The 14,317-nt window shown below is 45.5% G+C and carries 16 protein-coding genes; 10 read left to right on the top strand and 6 right to left on the bottom strand.

Going from position 1 to position 14,317, the window contains the following annotated elements; genetic code table 11:
- Window positions 1–313: 313 nt before the first annotated feature.
- From A5868_RS10970 to A5868_RS10955, 4 genes are all read right to left on the bottom strand, one after another.
- On the bottom strand, window positions 314–838 hold the full coding sequence (locus tag A5868_RS10970; RefSeq protein ID WP_086303471.1) for a PadR family transcriptional regulator: 525 nt from the start codon (window positions 836–838) through the stop codon (window positions 314–316).
- A gap of 210 nt (window positions 839–1,048) precedes the next feature.
- Window positions 1,049–2,065, bottom strand: coding sequence for a DUF916 and DUF3324 domain-containing protein (locus A5868_RS10965; protein WP_086303472.1), 1,017 nt, complete (start codon window positions 2,063–2,065; stop codon window positions 1,049–1,051).
- A 158-nt stretch (window positions 2,066–2,223) separates the two neighbouring features.
- On the bottom strand, window positions 2,224–2,853 hold the full coding sequence (locus A5868_RS10960; RefSeq protein ID WP_010780191.1) for a WxL domain-containing protein: 630 nt from the start codon (window positions 2,851–2,853) through the stop codon (window positions 2,224–2,226).
- The gene (locus A5868_RS10955) at window positions 2,850–3,239 is read right to left on the bottom strand and encodes an LPXTG cell wall anchor domain-containing protein (RefSeq protein WP_086303473.1); all 390 of its coding nucleotides are present in this window, start codon (window positions 3,237–3,239) and stop codon (window positions 2,850–2,852) included. The genes A5868_RS10960 and A5868_RS10955 overlap by 4 nt, the downstream gene beginning before the upstream one ends.
- A 343-nt stretch (window positions 3,240–3,582) precedes the next feature.
- Between A5868_RS10955 and A5868_RS10950 the strand changes: the two genes are divergently transcribed.
- The 8 genes from A5868_RS10950 (at window position 3,583) to A5868_RS10915 (ending at window position 11,024) form a co-directional block, all read left to right on the top strand.
- On the top strand, window positions 3,583–4,959 hold the full coding sequence (locus A5868_RS10950) for an adhesive domain-containing protein (RefSeq protein WP_086303474.1): 1,377 nt from the start codon (window positions 3,583–3,585) through the stop codon (window positions 4,957–4,959).
- A 358-nt stretch (window positions 4,960–5,317) separates the two neighbouring features.
- Window positions 5,318–6,643 (top strand): electron transport complex subunit RsxC, encoded by a 1,326-nt coding sequence (rsxC, locus tag A5868_RS10945; RefSeq protein WP_086303475.1) that lies wholly within the window; start codon window positions 5,318–5,320, stop codon window positions 6,641–6,643.
- The gene (locus A5868_RS10940) at window positions 6,640–7,581 is read left to right on the top strand and encodes an RnfABCDGE type electron transport complex subunit D (protein WP_086303476.1); all 942 of its coding nucleotides are present in this window, start codon (window positions 6,640–6,642) and stop codon (window positions 7,579–7,581) included. The genes rsxC and A5868_RS10940 overlap by 4 nt, the downstream gene beginning before the upstream one ends.
- Window positions 7,578–8,141, top strand: coding sequence for an FMN-binding protein (locus tag A5868_RS10935; protein WP_086303477.1), 564 nt, complete (start codon window positions 7,578–7,580; stop codon window positions 8,139–8,141). Before A5868_RS10940 ends, A5868_RS10935 begins: the two co-directional genes overlap by 4 nt.
- Before the next feature lie 11 nt (window positions 8,142–8,152).
- The gene (rsxE, locus tag A5868_RS10930; protein WP_086303478.1) at window positions 8,153–8,830 is read left to right on the top strand and encodes an electron transport complex subunit RsxE; all 678 of its coding nucleotides are present in this window, start codon (window positions 8,153–8,155) and stop codon (window positions 8,828–8,830) included.
- The gene (locus A5868_RS10925; RefSeq protein WP_086303479.1) at window positions 8,830–9,420 is read left to right on the top strand and encodes an electron transport complex protein RnfA; all 591 of its coding nucleotides are present in this window, start codon (window positions 8,830–8,832) and stop codon (window positions 9,418–9,420) included. Before rsxE ends, A5868_RS10925 begins: the two co-directional genes overlap by 1 nt.
- An 11-nt stretch (window positions 9,421–9,431) precedes the next feature.
- Window positions 9,432–10,244, top strand: coding sequence for an RnfABCDGE type electron transport complex subunit B (locus A5868_RS10920; protein WP_086303480.1), 813 nt, complete (start codon window positions 9,432–9,434; stop codon window positions 10,242–10,244).
- A 69-nt stretch (window positions 10,245–10,313) separates the two neighbouring features.
- Window positions 10,314–11,024, top strand: coding sequence for a glucosamine-6-phosphate deaminase (locus A5868_RS10915; protein WP_086303481.1), 711 nt, complete (start codon window positions 10,314–10,316; stop codon window positions 11,022–11,024).
- Window positions 11,025–11,052: 28 nt separating this feature from the next.
- Here A5868_RS10915 and A5868_RS10910 read toward each other — a convergent pair whose 3' ends face one another.
- Both A5868_RS10910 and A5868_RS10905 read right to left on the bottom strand, forming a co-directional pair.
- Window positions 11,053–12,282, bottom strand: coding sequence for an MFS transporter (locus A5868_RS10910; RefSeq protein WP_086303482.1), 1,230 nt, complete (start codon window positions 12,280–12,282; stop codon window positions 11,053–11,055).
- A 106-nt stretch (window positions 12,283–12,388) separates the two neighbouring features.
- Window positions 12,389–12,916: a PadR family transcriptional regulator gene (locus A5868_RS10905; RefSeq protein WP_086303483.1), complete on the bottom strand. Its 528-nt coding sequence runs from the start codon at window positions 12,914–12,916 to the stop codon at window positions 12,389–12,391.
- A gap of 162 nt (window positions 12,917–13,078) precedes the next feature.
- On the opposite strand from A5868_RS10905, the gene A5868_RS10900 reads away from it, so the two are divergent.
- Together A5868_RS10900 and A5868_RS10895 are read left to right on the top strand one after the other, a co-directional pair.
- A complete protein-coding gene (locus A5868_RS10900; RefSeq protein WP_086303484.1) occupies window positions 13,079–13,780 on the top strand; it encodes a hypothetical protein in 702 nt (233 codons plus the stop codon).
- Window positions 13,781–13,993: 213 nt separating this feature from the next.
- Window positions 13,994–14,230, top strand: coding sequence for a GlsB/YeaQ/YmgE family stress response membrane protein (locus tag A5868_RS10895; RefSeq protein ID WP_035019402.1), 237 nt, complete (start codon window positions 13,994–13,996; stop codon window positions 14,228–14,230).
- Window positions 14,231–14,317: the final 87 nt, after the last annotated feature.

Below are 14,317 nucleotides of genomic sequence, written 5' to 3'. Positions count from 1 at the left end.
GGCGGACAATGCGCTATTGATTACTAAAGGGTCGATGTTTCTTTTAACACCATACAAAATAAAAAGCCTCTAAACTTTTCTAGAGACTTTTTCGTAGAAGTATTTGGTTAACACCGTGTCACGTCCTATTTATTCTTCACTCATCCGCTAATCCGACCAGTTTTAGGGGACGGGTTCCTAGTGATCGCAGCTACGACAATTCCTTCTATTGCCAATTCTGGAAAGACGTTTCAATCCGATGATTCTTTAATCGAATCGGCAACTTGGATCAATCCGTTTCATCTTCTGATTGCTTTCTATCAATCGAGGCAAGCTAAAGACTCTTCTTAATTTCTTCAATCCACTTTTCAATCGCCTCAGCTAAAAGATATTGCTGCTGCATAACGGTTTTCCCGGCGTCATGGATATCAGCAGAATCGTTACTATCAGCTACGTCATCTTTCAACCGCCGCTTCATCTTTTTAACATTGGCTTCGAGGATACTGATGCAGGCTTTTTGATCTGCTGAAGACAAACTGTCCAGATTAAGGATGACGGCATTGAAGTCTAGAAAAATAGTGATGGGTCGGGCAGCGATTCCAAGCATTAATTTCTCAAATTCAGTCTTGCCTTTTTGAGTCAGTGAATAGACGGCTTTCTCCGGCATTTTTCCATTCTTCTTCAAGGTACTTTTGACGTACCCTTGCTTTTCCAATTGCAGCATCTTTTTATAGATCGTCGGGGTGCTGACTTTTACCCATTGAGAAATATTCCGATAGTCAATAAGTTTTTGGATATCATAGGCGCTCAAAGAGTCTTTTTTTAGAATACCCAAAACAATCAGATCAATCGTCCGCATCACAAAACCCTCTTTCTATGCTGTTTGTTTATAGTATATGTACAAGTATTATTGAGTAGACTACTATAAGTTATAGTATTTTGTTTTGTTGGGTAAGTCAAGCATCTCTGATAGCCCTGGATGCTCTTTTTAGTTGAAAGGGTGTGAGAATGGCGGCAATAAAAATGGAACCCCTCAGCAAGTGTAGAGAGGTTCCAGTTAAGTAGCCAGCTATTTCCCATCTAATTTTTTCTTTAAGCGTCTGTTTCTGCTATACATGAAGATCACGACAGCGATCAGTATGAGGATCACGGCGATGCCGACCCAGATCCAGGGAGGGGTCGTTTTTTCTTCGATCGAGACATCGCTGTCGTTGTAGTGTTTCGCCTCTTCACGATCAATCGTAAATGTCGGGCTGGCGTGCCATTTCTGATCACCAGCAGTGACAGTCGTTTTGACCGTGTAGGTACCGGGTGTGAATTCTGTATTGTCCATTAAAATTAAGAATGGGAAGCGGCTGCTTGGTGCGATCGAAAGCTGTTCCTTCTTCGCTTTTGTGATCGCTGTGCCATCTTTTTCTACTTCATAATCGATGGCGACATTTTTGACATAGGTTGCTTTTTCATTGTCAATCGTGACCATCACGGCGTTGCGGTTATTTGCTTGAGTTGCTTCCGCTTTGGTGATGTTCAACTCTGGTTTTACTTCGCTGGTCTTGTTTTGTAGCAAGACAGCGATCTCTCGTGAAAACACATTTTTGATATTCCCGTCGACTTTTTTATCAGAAAGCTGTTCTAAATACAGTCCGCCGGCTAAGACACCGTCGAATTCTTGTTTTGGCATGTGGACATCTAAATAAATATCCTTGGATTGATTTCCAGCTAAATCAATCTCTTGGTCGCTAAGCTTGACGTGGTCGGTGATAGAGGGACCAAAAGCACTCTCATCTTTATTCATCCCCGAGTATTCAACGACCCCCAAACTGTTAGTGACCGCACGATTGAAGGCAGCCTTGAGCTTGATGGGTTCCGCCGTTCGATTGGTCAGCGTGACTGTCAAGCGTTCTTCTTCATTTGGCTGGTAATGTAAATCATAATAAAGCTGATTTTTGTCTAGTTGCTGCTCCGAAGGGTGGATCACCGCATCGAAGCTGTCCAATGACTCTCCATGAGCGACAATTGGTAAAAATGAAAAGGCTAGGATGAGGAACACGCCCCGTATAGCTCTGTGTAATTGCTTTTTCAGCATTTTCTCTCTCCTTTACTTCAATTGTATTCTCCGCGTAATGGAAGAGTCTCTCTCAATAATCTTTCCCCTTTTTAAATCAAAGAACGAGGTCTCGTGTCTGACAGTTGATCGCCACTTTCTCAGTAAGTGCAGCTGCAAACGGGACATCCTTCTGTTTTTTAGCTTGGTGTAGCTGAGAATGTCCAGACTACGGTTGTTTGGTATTGTGCTGCGGTTTTAGCAGTATTCGCTGGCACACCGAGTGTAAACTTCGTGATCGGCAGCGCCGTTTCACCAGCGCCTTGATTGGTTTGAGCGGTGATGACAGAACCTGTCTGTCCTACGAGGAGGTTATAGGTGCTGTCATTAGCGATTCCTTCTCCTGTTGGCAACGAATTTACGTTATTGGTCAGCTCTCCGACGGTAAAGGAAAGAGAAGCCCCGGTGAGTTCTTTTTCACCAGCCTTGAAGGCTTCTGGCTGTGCGACTTTTATCGCCCATCCTGAGCTGGATGCCTCTCCACGATTGTCGCTGACGGCGACTTTCCCTGTCGTTATAGGTGACGTTTGAACACCATCCGAGGTGGCTGTCCACGTTTCTGCTGTTTTTGTCTGAATCGGATGTGAACCAAAGTTGAGGCTCGTTGGCAATGAAGCACTTGGATCGTCCGGATCTTGCGGGTCAAAGTTGATATTCCCGGATGTGTAATCCACCGTTCCTGTCGTATCTACTGCATGTGCGCCAGTGGAGAATGCGAATAAGCCGCCGACAAAAAGACCGGCGATGACGAATGCTGCTTGTTTTTTCATTTCATTTTCCTCCTATTTTTAACGAGTCGCCATCCCAAAAAAGCAATGACGAGTATCAATAGTCCAATGATACTTAAAAAAATATTCCGTTGATCATTTGTCTGTAGAAAACGTGTTATTCCAGAACGTGTAACGTTGTTTTTTTGACTGGGTGTGGTCGGCCTGTCTGTCTGGTTCCCATGGCTCGTCGTAGAATGGTGGGAATCAGCAGTGGTACTAGACGATGGTTCTGATGTTGAATTAGCCGAACTATTGCTGATTGCGGTACTGCTCTCGTAATAGTATTGGACCTTCCCGTTGGTGACAGTTGCTTCGGCTTCGGTCTGTCGAGAAAGAACAACGAAGAGTGACAAGAAGGCGATGATGACGAGTATCCGTTTCTTCAATTTGCTCCTCCTTTCTCAGTCCAAATGAAAAAATGCCCCCTCATTTTCTGCGCAGAAAAGAGTATGAACCTTATGAAGCGATTATAGCGCCTACATCAAAAAAAAGACCACTATAGTACTCACACAATCTTCACAATTAAGCAAAATATTTTTCTTATTTTTAATTTTTTTGTTTTAATAAGTGGAGAGATAGTTGAAAAGAAAGGGTTTACACAACAAAAACAGCTATGGGTATGTGAAAATAGCGTAGTTTTTGAAGCGTAATTATCGTAAAACCGATTATTTTCTTGAAAAAGAAAATTTTGACAGATATAACAGATGTAATAAAAAAGGAGGAATCAACATGAGGCAGAAATGTGCGCGTTTCTTCTATCAACTGTGCCTCGTAGGAAGCGCCATTTTTCTATTTTTAGCGAGTTCCAATCTGATAGTCAGCGCAGTATCCGTCGATTTATTTGCAACGACACAGGTGAAGAACTCTAGTGGAACGACCGCCGCTGCACCGTATCTGAATGTCAGTCAAAAACCCGTCACCTTTACGATCGACGGGACAACGACTGGCGTAGGACTGATCAAAACGGGTAAAAAGTATGCACTCATCTCTGTGCCGTCGCCGTTATCAGGAAAAGTGACGCCCAATGGGTCTTCAATGGTCACCACGACTGTAACGATTCCGTTGGCGGATTTGCCGGTGGGCAGTCTTTTGGGGTTGTTGTCGACACTGGTTTCTACTATTAATGGCTTATTGTTTTTGAATCCGTCCTTACAGGCACCCTTGAACAGCCTGAACCAAGCGATCAATAACCTGAAAAATGAAAACTATGGAAACCAAAATCTGCCGATCACGACGGAGCAATTATCTGCCACTTTGCTTGGTGTCAATATCAGTCAAGGGCTGCTGCCGATACTAACAGGTACGTTGTCGAATCGGTTGGTCGACTTGAAGAACGTGCTCAATACGCTGCCGCTGGGACTGATAGGGGCGATCCTCACCTCCGTGTTATCCAGCGTTGACGGCTTGATCACTGCATTAGCCAATCCGAACTCAACGACCAGCACCAATCTTGTTTCCGCATCGATCCTAGGGTCAACAACGGTTTCGATCCCAACTTTTGTAACAAGTCCGACAGGGATGACACAAGATTACGCGGCTATCGTTCGCGGAGGGATCGTACAAACGGATGATCTGACGATTCAATTGCTGAGCAATTTCGGCGGGAGCACGAACCTTTATTTTAGTGCAGGATCGGTAGTCATGAAGAGTGAAGGACTTCCGACCAACTTGAACTTCGGCAGTCACCCCATCCAAACAAAAGTAGATGAAACGTGGAATGCCCACGTTGGCGGCAGCAACGCCAATCCGCTTCAAACTGGAAAGATTCGAATAGAGGATACTCGGACCATCGCCAAATCTTGGCAATTAAAAGTCTCACAAGCCACGAACTGGTCGAGCGGACAAAAGAATCTAGCGAATGCGCGTATGAATATGATGGTGGGGGCATGGAACACCAATTTCCAGAATTACACAGGCGTCTCTAATCAAACGATCCAGCTCGCACCGGGAAATCAGATCACGCTCATGACACTTGGCAGTACGACCGCCCCGGGCTATGTAGAACTGCCGTTGAACCAGTTCCAATTGTTTGCACCAAAAAATACACCAAAGCAAACGGGAAGTTATCAAACGACACTCAGATGGACCATATCTGCCACCCCTTAAAAAATCCGACACAAGCGCCTAGATTTCTAGGTGCTTTTTTTGTGGGGAAATCATCCCAAAGAAGGAGAATTTTTCCAGACTATGTGAAAAATAATTACATTTGTTTTTCGCTATGCTATCATAAATACGAGGATATTCTTACAAAATAATCGATAAAGTTTGTGAATTGTCTTTTTGAAACAAAAAATCGTGCAAAGTATCAAAAAAGAGTATACGCAAATTTCTCTCGAAAAATAATTCATTTTATCCGATTTTAAGGAGTATTTTGGGTGAAAATTAGTAGAATCGGACTTGAAAAGGCAGCGTTCTAAAATAATACTTAACATAGAACACGAATAGATACAGGGGAGGTTTGTCTATGGAAGCATTAACGAAAGCAATCGCAACATTCAAGGGGGGCGTGAAGGTCCCGCATAATAAACATACAGCTGAATTTGAAAGCGTTTTTATGGATCCGCCGAAACTCGTTACTTTGCCGATGCAGCAGCACATCGGAGGCCGCTGTACCCCGCTGGTAAAAAAGGGCGACAGCGTCACTGTGGGGCAGAAGATCGCGGATTCTGATGCCTTTGTCTCCGCGCCGATCCATGCATCCGTTTCAGGAAAAGTGAAAGGGATCAAGCCCGTTCTGATGGCAAACGGACAGATGTGCGATGCGATCCATATTGCCAGCGATGGCTTGCAGGTAGTCTTTCCAGACCCTCAGCCAGTCGCGATCGATTCAAAGGAAGCGTTATTGAAGGCTGCGCGAGAGAGCGGAGTCGTCGGGATCGGCGGGGCAGGATTTCCCTTGCACGTCAAATTGGCTGTGCAAGACGACACGCCTATTGACACATTGGTCATCAATGGCGCGGAATGCGAACCCTTCATTACCTCCGATTATCGTGAAAGTCTCGAGTATCCGGAGCGGATCATCGCAGGGATGCAGATGGTCATGAAGCATTTGAAGATCACCCGCGGAGTCGTCGGCATTGAAAGCAACAAACCAAAGGGCTTAAAAAGGCTGCGGGATCATTTGAATGAACTGGCGGACCGAGACCCGGCGATCACCGTGATGGAAATCCCGTCACTGTACCCTCAAGGAGCTGAAAAAATGCTCGTTTACGCGACGACAGGACGGAAAATCCCGCCTGGGGAATTACCTTCAGAGGTCGGGTGCCTGATCCTGAATATCTCGACCATTTCCTTATTGCAGCGATACGTCGAGACCGGCATGCCCTTGACCCATAAGCGAATCACGGTGGATGGAAATGTTCCAGAGCCTAAAAATATCGTTGTTCCTGTGGGGACACCCATGGGCGAGGTGATCGCCTGCTGCGGAGGGCTGATCGATGAGCCCAGCAAAGTGATTTTAGGCGGTCCCATGATGGGGGTAGCTCAGTTTTCAGTAGAACTGCCCATCACCAAGCAAACCAATGCCATCACCATTTTGTCTCAAGCGGAACGTTTACCAGAGGAATCTCCCTGTATACGCTGCGGACGCTGTGTAGAAGCGTGTCCGATGTCTTTATTACCTGTACAAATCGAACGCTGCACACGAAACAAGGATGTCTCCGGCTTGAAAAAGCTGAAGGTCTCCGCCTGTATGGAATGTGGCTGCTGCGCATTTGTTTGTCCTGCTGGGCGACGGCTCGTACAGACGATGAAGCAGGGGAAACAGTTGGAAAGGGAGGCTGCTAAATGATTAAATTACCAGTTTCTATCTCACCCCATCTTCACTGCGGGCGCAATACCCGTTCGATCATGCTGGATGTGATCATTGCATTGCTCCCAGCGGTCATTGCGGCAACGGTTATTTTTGGATTTCGTGCGCTTCTCTTGGTCGTCGTAACGGCGGCCGCCTGTGTCACCAGTGAATACCTCACACGAAAAATTTTAAAAAAACCAGATACCCTCTCTAATTTGACTGCTGTTGTGACAGGCATCTTGTTAGCATTGAATCTCCCAGTGACATTGCCGTTCTGGATGGCTGTTCTAGGTGGTGTGATTGCGATCGTGATCGTGAAGGAATTTTTCGGCGGCGTTGGACAGAATTTTGTCAATCCGGCGATCACTGCCCGGATCGTTTTGATGATGTCCTTTGCGCCTCAAATGAGTACGTGGCAGCCGCCATTAAACTACTATATGTTCCGACCAGACGTGATCTCATCAGCCACCTACTTTTCAGCCGCTCAAACAGGGCAAGAGCTGCCTTCACTACTTGATATGTTTTTAGGCATCCGCTCAGGAAGTCTGGGGGAAACCTGCGCAGCCGCTTTACTGCTAGGCGGCGGGTATTTAGTCGTTCGGAAAGTGATCTCACCGCTTATTCCACTTTGCTTTATTGGGACTGTCGGTATTTTAGCTACGTTATTAGGCGGTCAGCCCCTCTACCAATTGATGTCAGGCGGGTTGCTATTAGGCGCGATTTTCATGGCGACGGACTACACGACCTCGCCAATAACAAAAAAAGGAAAGGTCATTTTTGGGATCGGCTGTGGGATCGTTACGGTGCTGATTCGCTTTTATGCGGCATTGCCGGAAGGTGTTTCCTATGCCATTTTATTAATGAATATCCTGGTTCCCCACATTGAGAATTTGACGATTCCGAAGGTTTTCGGGGAGGAGGCAAAGGTGAAATGAAGCAATCAAAAGCCAAAGTCATTTTTAGTGACGCCTTGTGCTTGTTCATCATTTGTTTAGTGATCACGTTTGCAGTTGCCGGGACACGGGCAGTTTTCAAAGAGCGGATCGCCAAGCAAGAATGGGCGCAGACCCAACAGGTGATGAGCCAGTTGATCGATGCCGAGAGCTTTAAAGAAATCAGCGTACCAAAGGACAATCAGGGCTATAAAGCTTTGGATACAGCAGGAGCGACGGTCGGCTATCTTTTTGTGACAAAAGCGTATGGCTATGGCAGCGATGTGCGTGTAATGAGTGCTGTCAAAGAAGGAAAAGTCACGGCTGTCGACGTTCTGGATGCATCGAATGAAACACCCGGTCTGGGGCAAAACGTTACAAGAAAAGATTTTAGTGATCAATTTGACGGCATGGATGAATCGCTTGAAGTAGTAAAGACGGACCCATCAAATAAAAACCAAGTCGAAGCGGTAACTGGAGCCACGAAATCCTCAAACGCCGTAGCTGCATCCGTCAAAGAAGCGCTTGCGTTGTTTGAGCAAGTAGCCCAGTCAGAGAAATAGGGGGAGAAGGAATGGAAAAAGAGAAGGCATCCGCCATTTTTAGCAAAGGATTGATCAGCGAAAATCCCGTTCTGCGGCTGACTTTAGGAACGTGTCCAACATTAGCGATCACCACCTCTGCCATCAACGGTCTGGGAATGGGAGTGGCAGCGACGGTCGTGCTTTTGGGCTCGAATGTCATGATCTCACTGTTGCGGAAGGTGATCCCTGATCGTGTCAGGATTCCAGCATTTATAACCATTATCGCAGGATTTGTCACCGTGGTTCAATTGATCGTAAAAGCATTGGCCCCAGCACTGGATGCGACATTGGGGATCTATCTGCCCTTGATCGTTGTGAACTGTATCATTCTTGGACGTGCAGAAGCCTATGCCAAAGACCACGCGGTTCTTCATTCCGCTTTAGATGGGTTGGGGATGGGCGTCGGCTTCACCATGACCCTTCTTTGTATGGGGGGGATACGTGAATTGCTGGGCAGTGGAACCATTTTAGGTTTTCCGATCACAGCAGGTGTCGTACCGCCTATGACGATCATGCTGCTGCCGCCAGGCGGGTTCTTTATTTTTGGCATGCTGGTCATGGCAGCCAATAAACTAAGCGACCGAAAAGCAAGAGAACTTGATTGTAACGCTTGTCCGATCGCGGAGGCGTGCACCGCCGTGTGTGAAGAAAAGGCGGGTGATGAGTGATGCAGGCGTTTGTGACGATTTTAGTTGCAGGCATTTTGACGGATAATTTTGTGTTGTCTCAGTTTTTAGGCATTTGCCCATTTCTCGGCGTGTCCAAAAAGTTGGATACCGCCGTTGGTATGTCGCTGGCGGTGACCTTCGTCATGGTATTGGCGACACTAGTGACCTATCCGATTTACGATGCGTTACTCGTGCCCTTAGGCTTGGATTATCTACAAACGATCGTCTTCATTTTGACGATCGCTGCACTGGTTCAGTTAGTGGAGGTCGTGATGAAGCGCTATATGCCCCCGTTATACAATGCACTGGGCATCTATTTGCCGCTGATCACAACGAATTGTGCAGTGCTGGGAGTCACCATCTTGAATTTTTCAAAAAACTACACATTTATGCAATCTATGGTCAATTCCTTTGCGGCAGGCATCGGATTTTTGTTAGCGATGGTGATTTTCGCTGGCGTACGCGGCCGTCTCGAAGGCAATGATATTCCAGAAGCCTTGCGAGGATTGCCGATAACATTGGTGGCAGCCGCGATCGTCGCGTTGTCATTTCTAGGATTTGCCGGCTTGGCAGAAGGATTGTTCAAATAGGGGGTGAAAAAATGACAGAAATCATGATACCTATCGGCATTGTCAGCAGTATGGGGTTGATCGCAGGGGTCATTCTTTCGCTTGCGACGATCATCTTTCATAAACCAGCGGATGAGAAAGAAGAAGCTTTACGTGAAGCTTTGCCGGGGATCAATTGCGGCGCTTGCGGTTTTTCGGGCTGTGACGGCTATGCTAAGGCGATGGCTCAAGGCGAAGCCGGGGCGACTAACTGTACACCGGGAGGAACGGTGACTCGCCAGGCGCTGTCGGAGATTCTAGGTGTGGAGGTAGGGGATATAGAGAAAATCGCTGCCTTTGTACGCTGCAATGGGACTTGCGAATATACCAACAATAAAATGGATTACACAGGTACACCGACCTGTAGTGGAGCCAATCAGATTTTTGGCGGTCCGCAGGCGTGCCGCTTTGGTTGTATGGGGTTTGGGGATTGCGAAGCAGTGTGTGAATATGATGCTTTACATGTCGTGGATGGGGTCGCCAAGATCGACGCTGAAAAATGTGTCGGCTGTCTAAAATGTATTCAGGCCTGCCCTAAAAACCTTATCGCGATGCTGCCCGCGGAGAATACCGCGATCGTCGTCTGTTCCAATCAAGACAAAGGAGGCGGGGTGCGGAAAATCTGCGACGTGGGCTGCATCACTTGCAACCGCTGTGTGAAAGCCTGCCCGCAAAAGGCGATCAAGATGGAAAACAACGTGGCGGTGATTGATCCAGAGGCCTGTATCAATTGCGGCGACTGTATCGAGGTATGCCCTCAAACCTGCATTTTAAAAATGCCCAGCAAAGAGAAAGTACCAAGTTGAGAAAAAGCCAGAGGAATCTTCAATTCATTGCTGGAGCTAAAATAAAAAAAGAAACGGACAGGTGTTCAAATGAAGCTATTAATCACTAATAATTATGAAACATTAAGTCAAGTGACCGCGGACCTTGTGTTATTGAAATGGGCAGAAAATCGCCGGGTAAACCTCGCATTGACTGCGGGCTCTTCCCCGAAGCGTGCGTATGAGATTTTAGCAGAGCGTTTAACGCAAGTGACGTTTGATAAGAGCTTGGCCCATTTTTATAATTTTGACGAGGTTTCGTTAAAAGGGCAGGAAGACGGGTTAACGATGCAGGCCTTGAAAGAAGAATTTTTCCATCCGTTAGGGATCGAAGCAGAAAATATCGAAGTGCTCCATGCGGGCAATTATCAGGAGTACGATCATCAGATTGCTGAAGACGGCGGCTTGGATCTTGTTTTGATGGGGATCGGCGGCGACGGACATTTCTGTGGAAATCTTCCCCAATTCACAGCCTTCGATTACGGCGTTTATCGCGTACCGATTGATCCAGGCGATGAATTGTACACGTTCATAGATGACGCCACGCCATACGAGCCGGGGGAAGAAATGATTACCTTTGGGGCACAGACGGTTTTAGCAGCCAAAGAGCTGGTGCTGATTGCCAATGGTGAAAAGAAGGCGGAAATCATTAAGCAGGCTTTGGAAGGACCGATCACCGAAGACGTGCCGGCTTCTGTTTTACGCCTGCATCCCAACTTGACCATCATTTTGGATGAAGAGGCCGCAAGTAAATTAAAATAAAAAAAAAGAGCGAATCCGCTCTTTTTTTTTATGCATTTTCTTCTAATTCTTCCTCTTCAACTGTTTCAAAGTACTGAGAATGAACAAAGACGAGGACGATTCCGATAAAGACCATCGCACTAGCAAAGTAGAAGGTATAATTTCCGCCGAATTTCGCACCGATCAAACCAGCGACAAAAGGTGCCAGTGATCCGCCGAAGAAGCGGACGAAACTATACGTGGAAGAAGCAATATTGCGTTTGATACCTGGGATCTCCATTGCGATCGTCGTCATCAAGGTATTGATGATTCCTTGGAAGAAACCAGCGACGATCAATGCCGCGGCTACTAATGAAGGGGTATCCGCATTGATTCCCATTAACAATAAACAAATGACAAAGCCGATAAAACCGATCATCAAGGTGTAAAAAGTTCCGATCATCTTTTCAAAGCGCGTAGCTAAGAAAATCGAGGAGATCGCCAGCAAAATGCCCCAGCCAAAGAACGTCATGCCGACTTCCATCTCAGAAAAGTTAGGCATTAAAAACGGCGCATACGCCAATAACGTGAAGAACCCGAAGTTGTAAAGCAAGGCAATCAAGCCAACAGAACGCAGCTTGTGGTTTTTCAGCGCCTTGACCCCAGCGAAAAAGGCGATTTTTTCTTTGTCGCCCTTTGGTTCTTTGAATAGAATCAGAATTGATAAGAAAGAAACCATCATCAATACAGACACGCCCGCAAAAGGCAAACGCCATGAAATGGACCCCAGTGAACCACCAACTAAGGGCCCGATCGACATCCCTAAGCCCATCGCAGCTTCATAGAGCATGATGGATTTTTCCGTTTGCCCCACTAAGACACTAACGATCGCAGAAAGGGCAGTTGAAATAAATAGCGCATTTCCTAATCCCCAGCCCGCCCGGAAGTAAATCAAGGCATCGATCGTGTTGGATAATCCCGCAAAAAGTGCAAATAAAATAATAATAAATAGTCCAAGCATCAAGGTCTTCTTTGTGCCGATCCGACTCGAAACAAAACCCGTAAAGAGCATGACGATCCCTGTTACCATCATATAGCTTGTAAACAATAGGGTAGTTTGTGCAGGGGTTGCTTGTAAAGATTTGGCGATCGAGTTCAAAATCGGATCGACCAAGCCGATCCCCATAAAGGCGATCATGCAGGCAAAAGCAACCACGTATGCAGCTCTGCCATTTTCCTTTTCTGTTACTAAATTCTCGTTGTTTTCATTTAAATTTTCCATTAAGTCACCACTTTCCATTCCATAGTGTAATCACAATTGCATTTTATGTCAATATTTACATAAATAAATTTACATATAAATTTTGACCAAAAAAAGCAGATCTTCAAAAGATCTGCTTTTCCATCTATTTCGCAAAATAGGCTTCAATTTTCTCCTCTGCCCAGTCACACCATGCAAGTTCTTCTTTACTCAATCGGATTTTCCGTTCTAAAATCAATTCTCGACCAAAGTTTTTCCGTCGCTCTTCCGCATCTAACTCATCCAAGCTAGCCAAGACTTTAGAGTAATCATTCACTTGTTCATGAAAATATTGTTTTCTTTCCATAATCAAAAATTTAGACGTGTCCCGATCCAAAGCTGAGATAGTAAAAACTTTTGCCAAAAATTCATCTTTTTGTGAAGGCGCGTGACTCTTGGTAAAGACCCACTCTTTGACTAATTCTTTTCCGGCAGGGGTAATATCGTAAATTTTCCGTTTCCCGTCTGGAATGTCGATGATCTCAATCAACTCTTGCTTACGCAGTTCCTTCAAAGTCGGATAAATTTGACTGTGGTGCGCTTCCCAAAAGAGATTTAAGAAGCGTTTCAATTCATACCCTGTCAGAGGCGAGCGAATCAGCATCGCCAAAACAACATAACTGATCGTATTCATTGTGTGATCCCTTCTTTTAAGGATAAGTGCTGCAATTTTTCTTCGTGTCTATTGTATCACTGATTGAAAAATATGACTAAAATAGATAGGCAATTTTCAGACTTTCGGCGGATGTACTCTCAGCCGCTTTTTTATACACTTAGAACAGAGAGGAAGATCGTCATGAAAGTGTTATTTGTATTTGAGGACCGCGAATATTCAAGCTTCTTCGTGTATGATTTGACGAGCGGTGTGAATAGTCTATTGCGTGTTTCACCAGAAATTCGTATTCAAAAGCTGACACTAGGTGAGTTATACACGCAGGTGCCCATCGAGAAATTCATGTCCTATTTTTCAATTGCTTTTTCTATAGAAGTAAAGAAATATTTGATTCTGAAAAAAGAAAACAGCCTATTAGGGGTGAAAGAAGCCGGTCTGGAAGAAGATGGCAGAATGCCTGTTACCATCTATAAAACATTCGTTGCACAAAAAAATGGGCAGCGTTTTACAAAAGGCGAGCATCGTTTGTCATTAGAAGAAATCGATGCCTACATCAGCTATCAAATTGATCAGGACGGACGCATAGACGTATTTGAACGACAAGAAGACATCATTCGCTTGATGAAAAGAAAAACGGTTCGTCCGCGTTTGTCATCCATTACGACTAATTACGGAACAGTCAAGGAATACTCCGGCAGCAACCTTAATCTGAAGGACATGCTGAAGCTGGGGACAGGCTATTTAGCAAAAGGCAGTGCTCGGATGAACAAGATCAACGTACCAGAAGCAGGAAGTTTCTCCTTGCTTGGGACATTTCCTTATCAACTTGGGGCAATCGACTGGGAAAAGAACAGTATAAAACTGCGTTCAGACCTGGCTCGCTAAAAAGTTATTCACAGGGAGGTCAGAAAAAGGGGTTTTGCGGCGCTGTTTAGCCGCTTACAATGCCATAAACGTTGTTAAATCAACACTTTTGCGAGTTTCACAACTGAGAAACTTTTTGGAAAAACCGTTTTATTGCTATTGACATTCGCTAGAAGTATTTGGCTATAAAAGGAAAAAGAATGTAAGAAAGACGAAAAAAATGGAGGGATCATTATGATTTGGACATTAATTGTTGGCGCAGTCATTGGCGCGATCGGCGGCAGCCTTTCTGGACGTGGGAAACAGATGGGGTGCTTATTCAATATTATTGCAGGGTTGGCAGGATCATACATCGGTCAAGCGATCTTTGGTCATTGGGGGCCGCATTTAGCAGGGATGGCCTTAGTCCCATCGATACTAGGCGCAGTTGTAGTAGTAGCGGTCGTCTCGTTCTTTACAGGACGTCGGTGACGAAGGATAGAAGTCGATTTTTCGGCTTCTTTTTTTGTCCTTTTTTGGAAACGTTCATCTTTTGAGCGGTCGTCCTTGTTAGATTTC

The sequence above is a fragment of the Enterococcus sp. 12F9_DIV0723 genome, from assembly GCF_002174375.1.
In the GTDB taxonomy this organism is placed as follows: domain Bacteria; phylum Bacillota; class Bacilli; order Lactobacillales; family Enterococcaceae; genus Enterococcus_A; species Enterococcus_A gilvus.
This window is presented reverse-complemented; position numbering and strand designations above follow the sequence as displayed.

Coding starts and splice junctions, on each gene's coding strand:
- A5868_RS10895 (WP_035019402.1), top strand. CDS start 13,994: ATGATTTGGACATTAATTGTTGGCGCAGTCATTGGCGCGATCGGCGGC.
- A5868_RS10960 (WP_010780191.1), bottom strand. CDS start 2,853: ATGAAAAAACAAGCAGCATTCGTCATCGCCGGTCTTTTTGTCGGCGGC.
- A5868_RS10910 (WP_086303482.1), bottom strand. CDS start 12,282: ATGGAAAGTGGTGACTTAATGGAAAATTTAAATGAAAACAACGAGAAT.
- A5868_RS10950 (WP_086303474.1), top strand. CDS start 3,583: ATGAGGCAGAAATGTGCGCGTTTCTTCTATCAACTGTGCCTCGTAGGA.
- A5868_RS10940 (WP_086303476.1), top strand. CDS start 6,640: ATGATTAAATTACCAGTTTCTATCTCACCCCATCTTCACTGCGGGCGC.
- A5868_RS10935 (WP_086303477.1), top strand. CDS start 7,578: ATGAAGCAATCAAAAGCCAAAGTCATTTTTAGTGACGCCTTGTGCTTG.
- A5868_RS10915 (WP_086303481.1), top strand. CDS start 10,314: ATGAAGCTATTAATCACTAATAATTATGAAACATTAAGTCAAGTGACC.
- A5868_RS10925 (WP_086303479.1), top strand. CDS start 8,830: ATGCAGGCGTTTGTGACGATTTTAGTTGCAGGCATTTTGACGGATAAT.
- rsxC (WP_086303475.1), top strand. CDS start 5,318: ATGGAAGCATTAACGAAAGCAATCGCAACATTCAAGGGGGGCGTGAAG.
- A5868_RS10900 (WP_086303484.1), top strand. CDS start 13,079: ATGAAAGTGTTATTTGTATTTGAGGACCGCGAATATTCAAGCTTCTTC.
- A5868_RS10970 (WP_086303471.1), bottom strand. CDS start 838: ATGCGGACGATTGATCTGATTGTTTTGGGTATTCTAAAAAAAGACTCT.
- A5868_RS10920 (WP_086303480.1), top strand. CDS start 9,432: ATGACAGAAATCATGATACCTATCGGCATTGTCAGCAGTATGGGGTTG.
- A5868_RS10905 (WP_086303483.1), bottom strand. CDS start 12,916: ATGAATACGATCAGTTATGTTGTTTTGGCGATGCTGATTCGCTCGCCT.
- A5868_RS10965 (WP_086303472.1), bottom strand. CDS start 2,065: ATGCTGAAAAAGCAATTACACAGAGCTATACGGGGCGTGTTCCTCATC.
- rsxE (WP_086303478.1), top strand. CDS start 8,153: ATGGAAAAAGAGAAGGCATCCGCCATTTTTAGCAAAGGATTGATCAGC.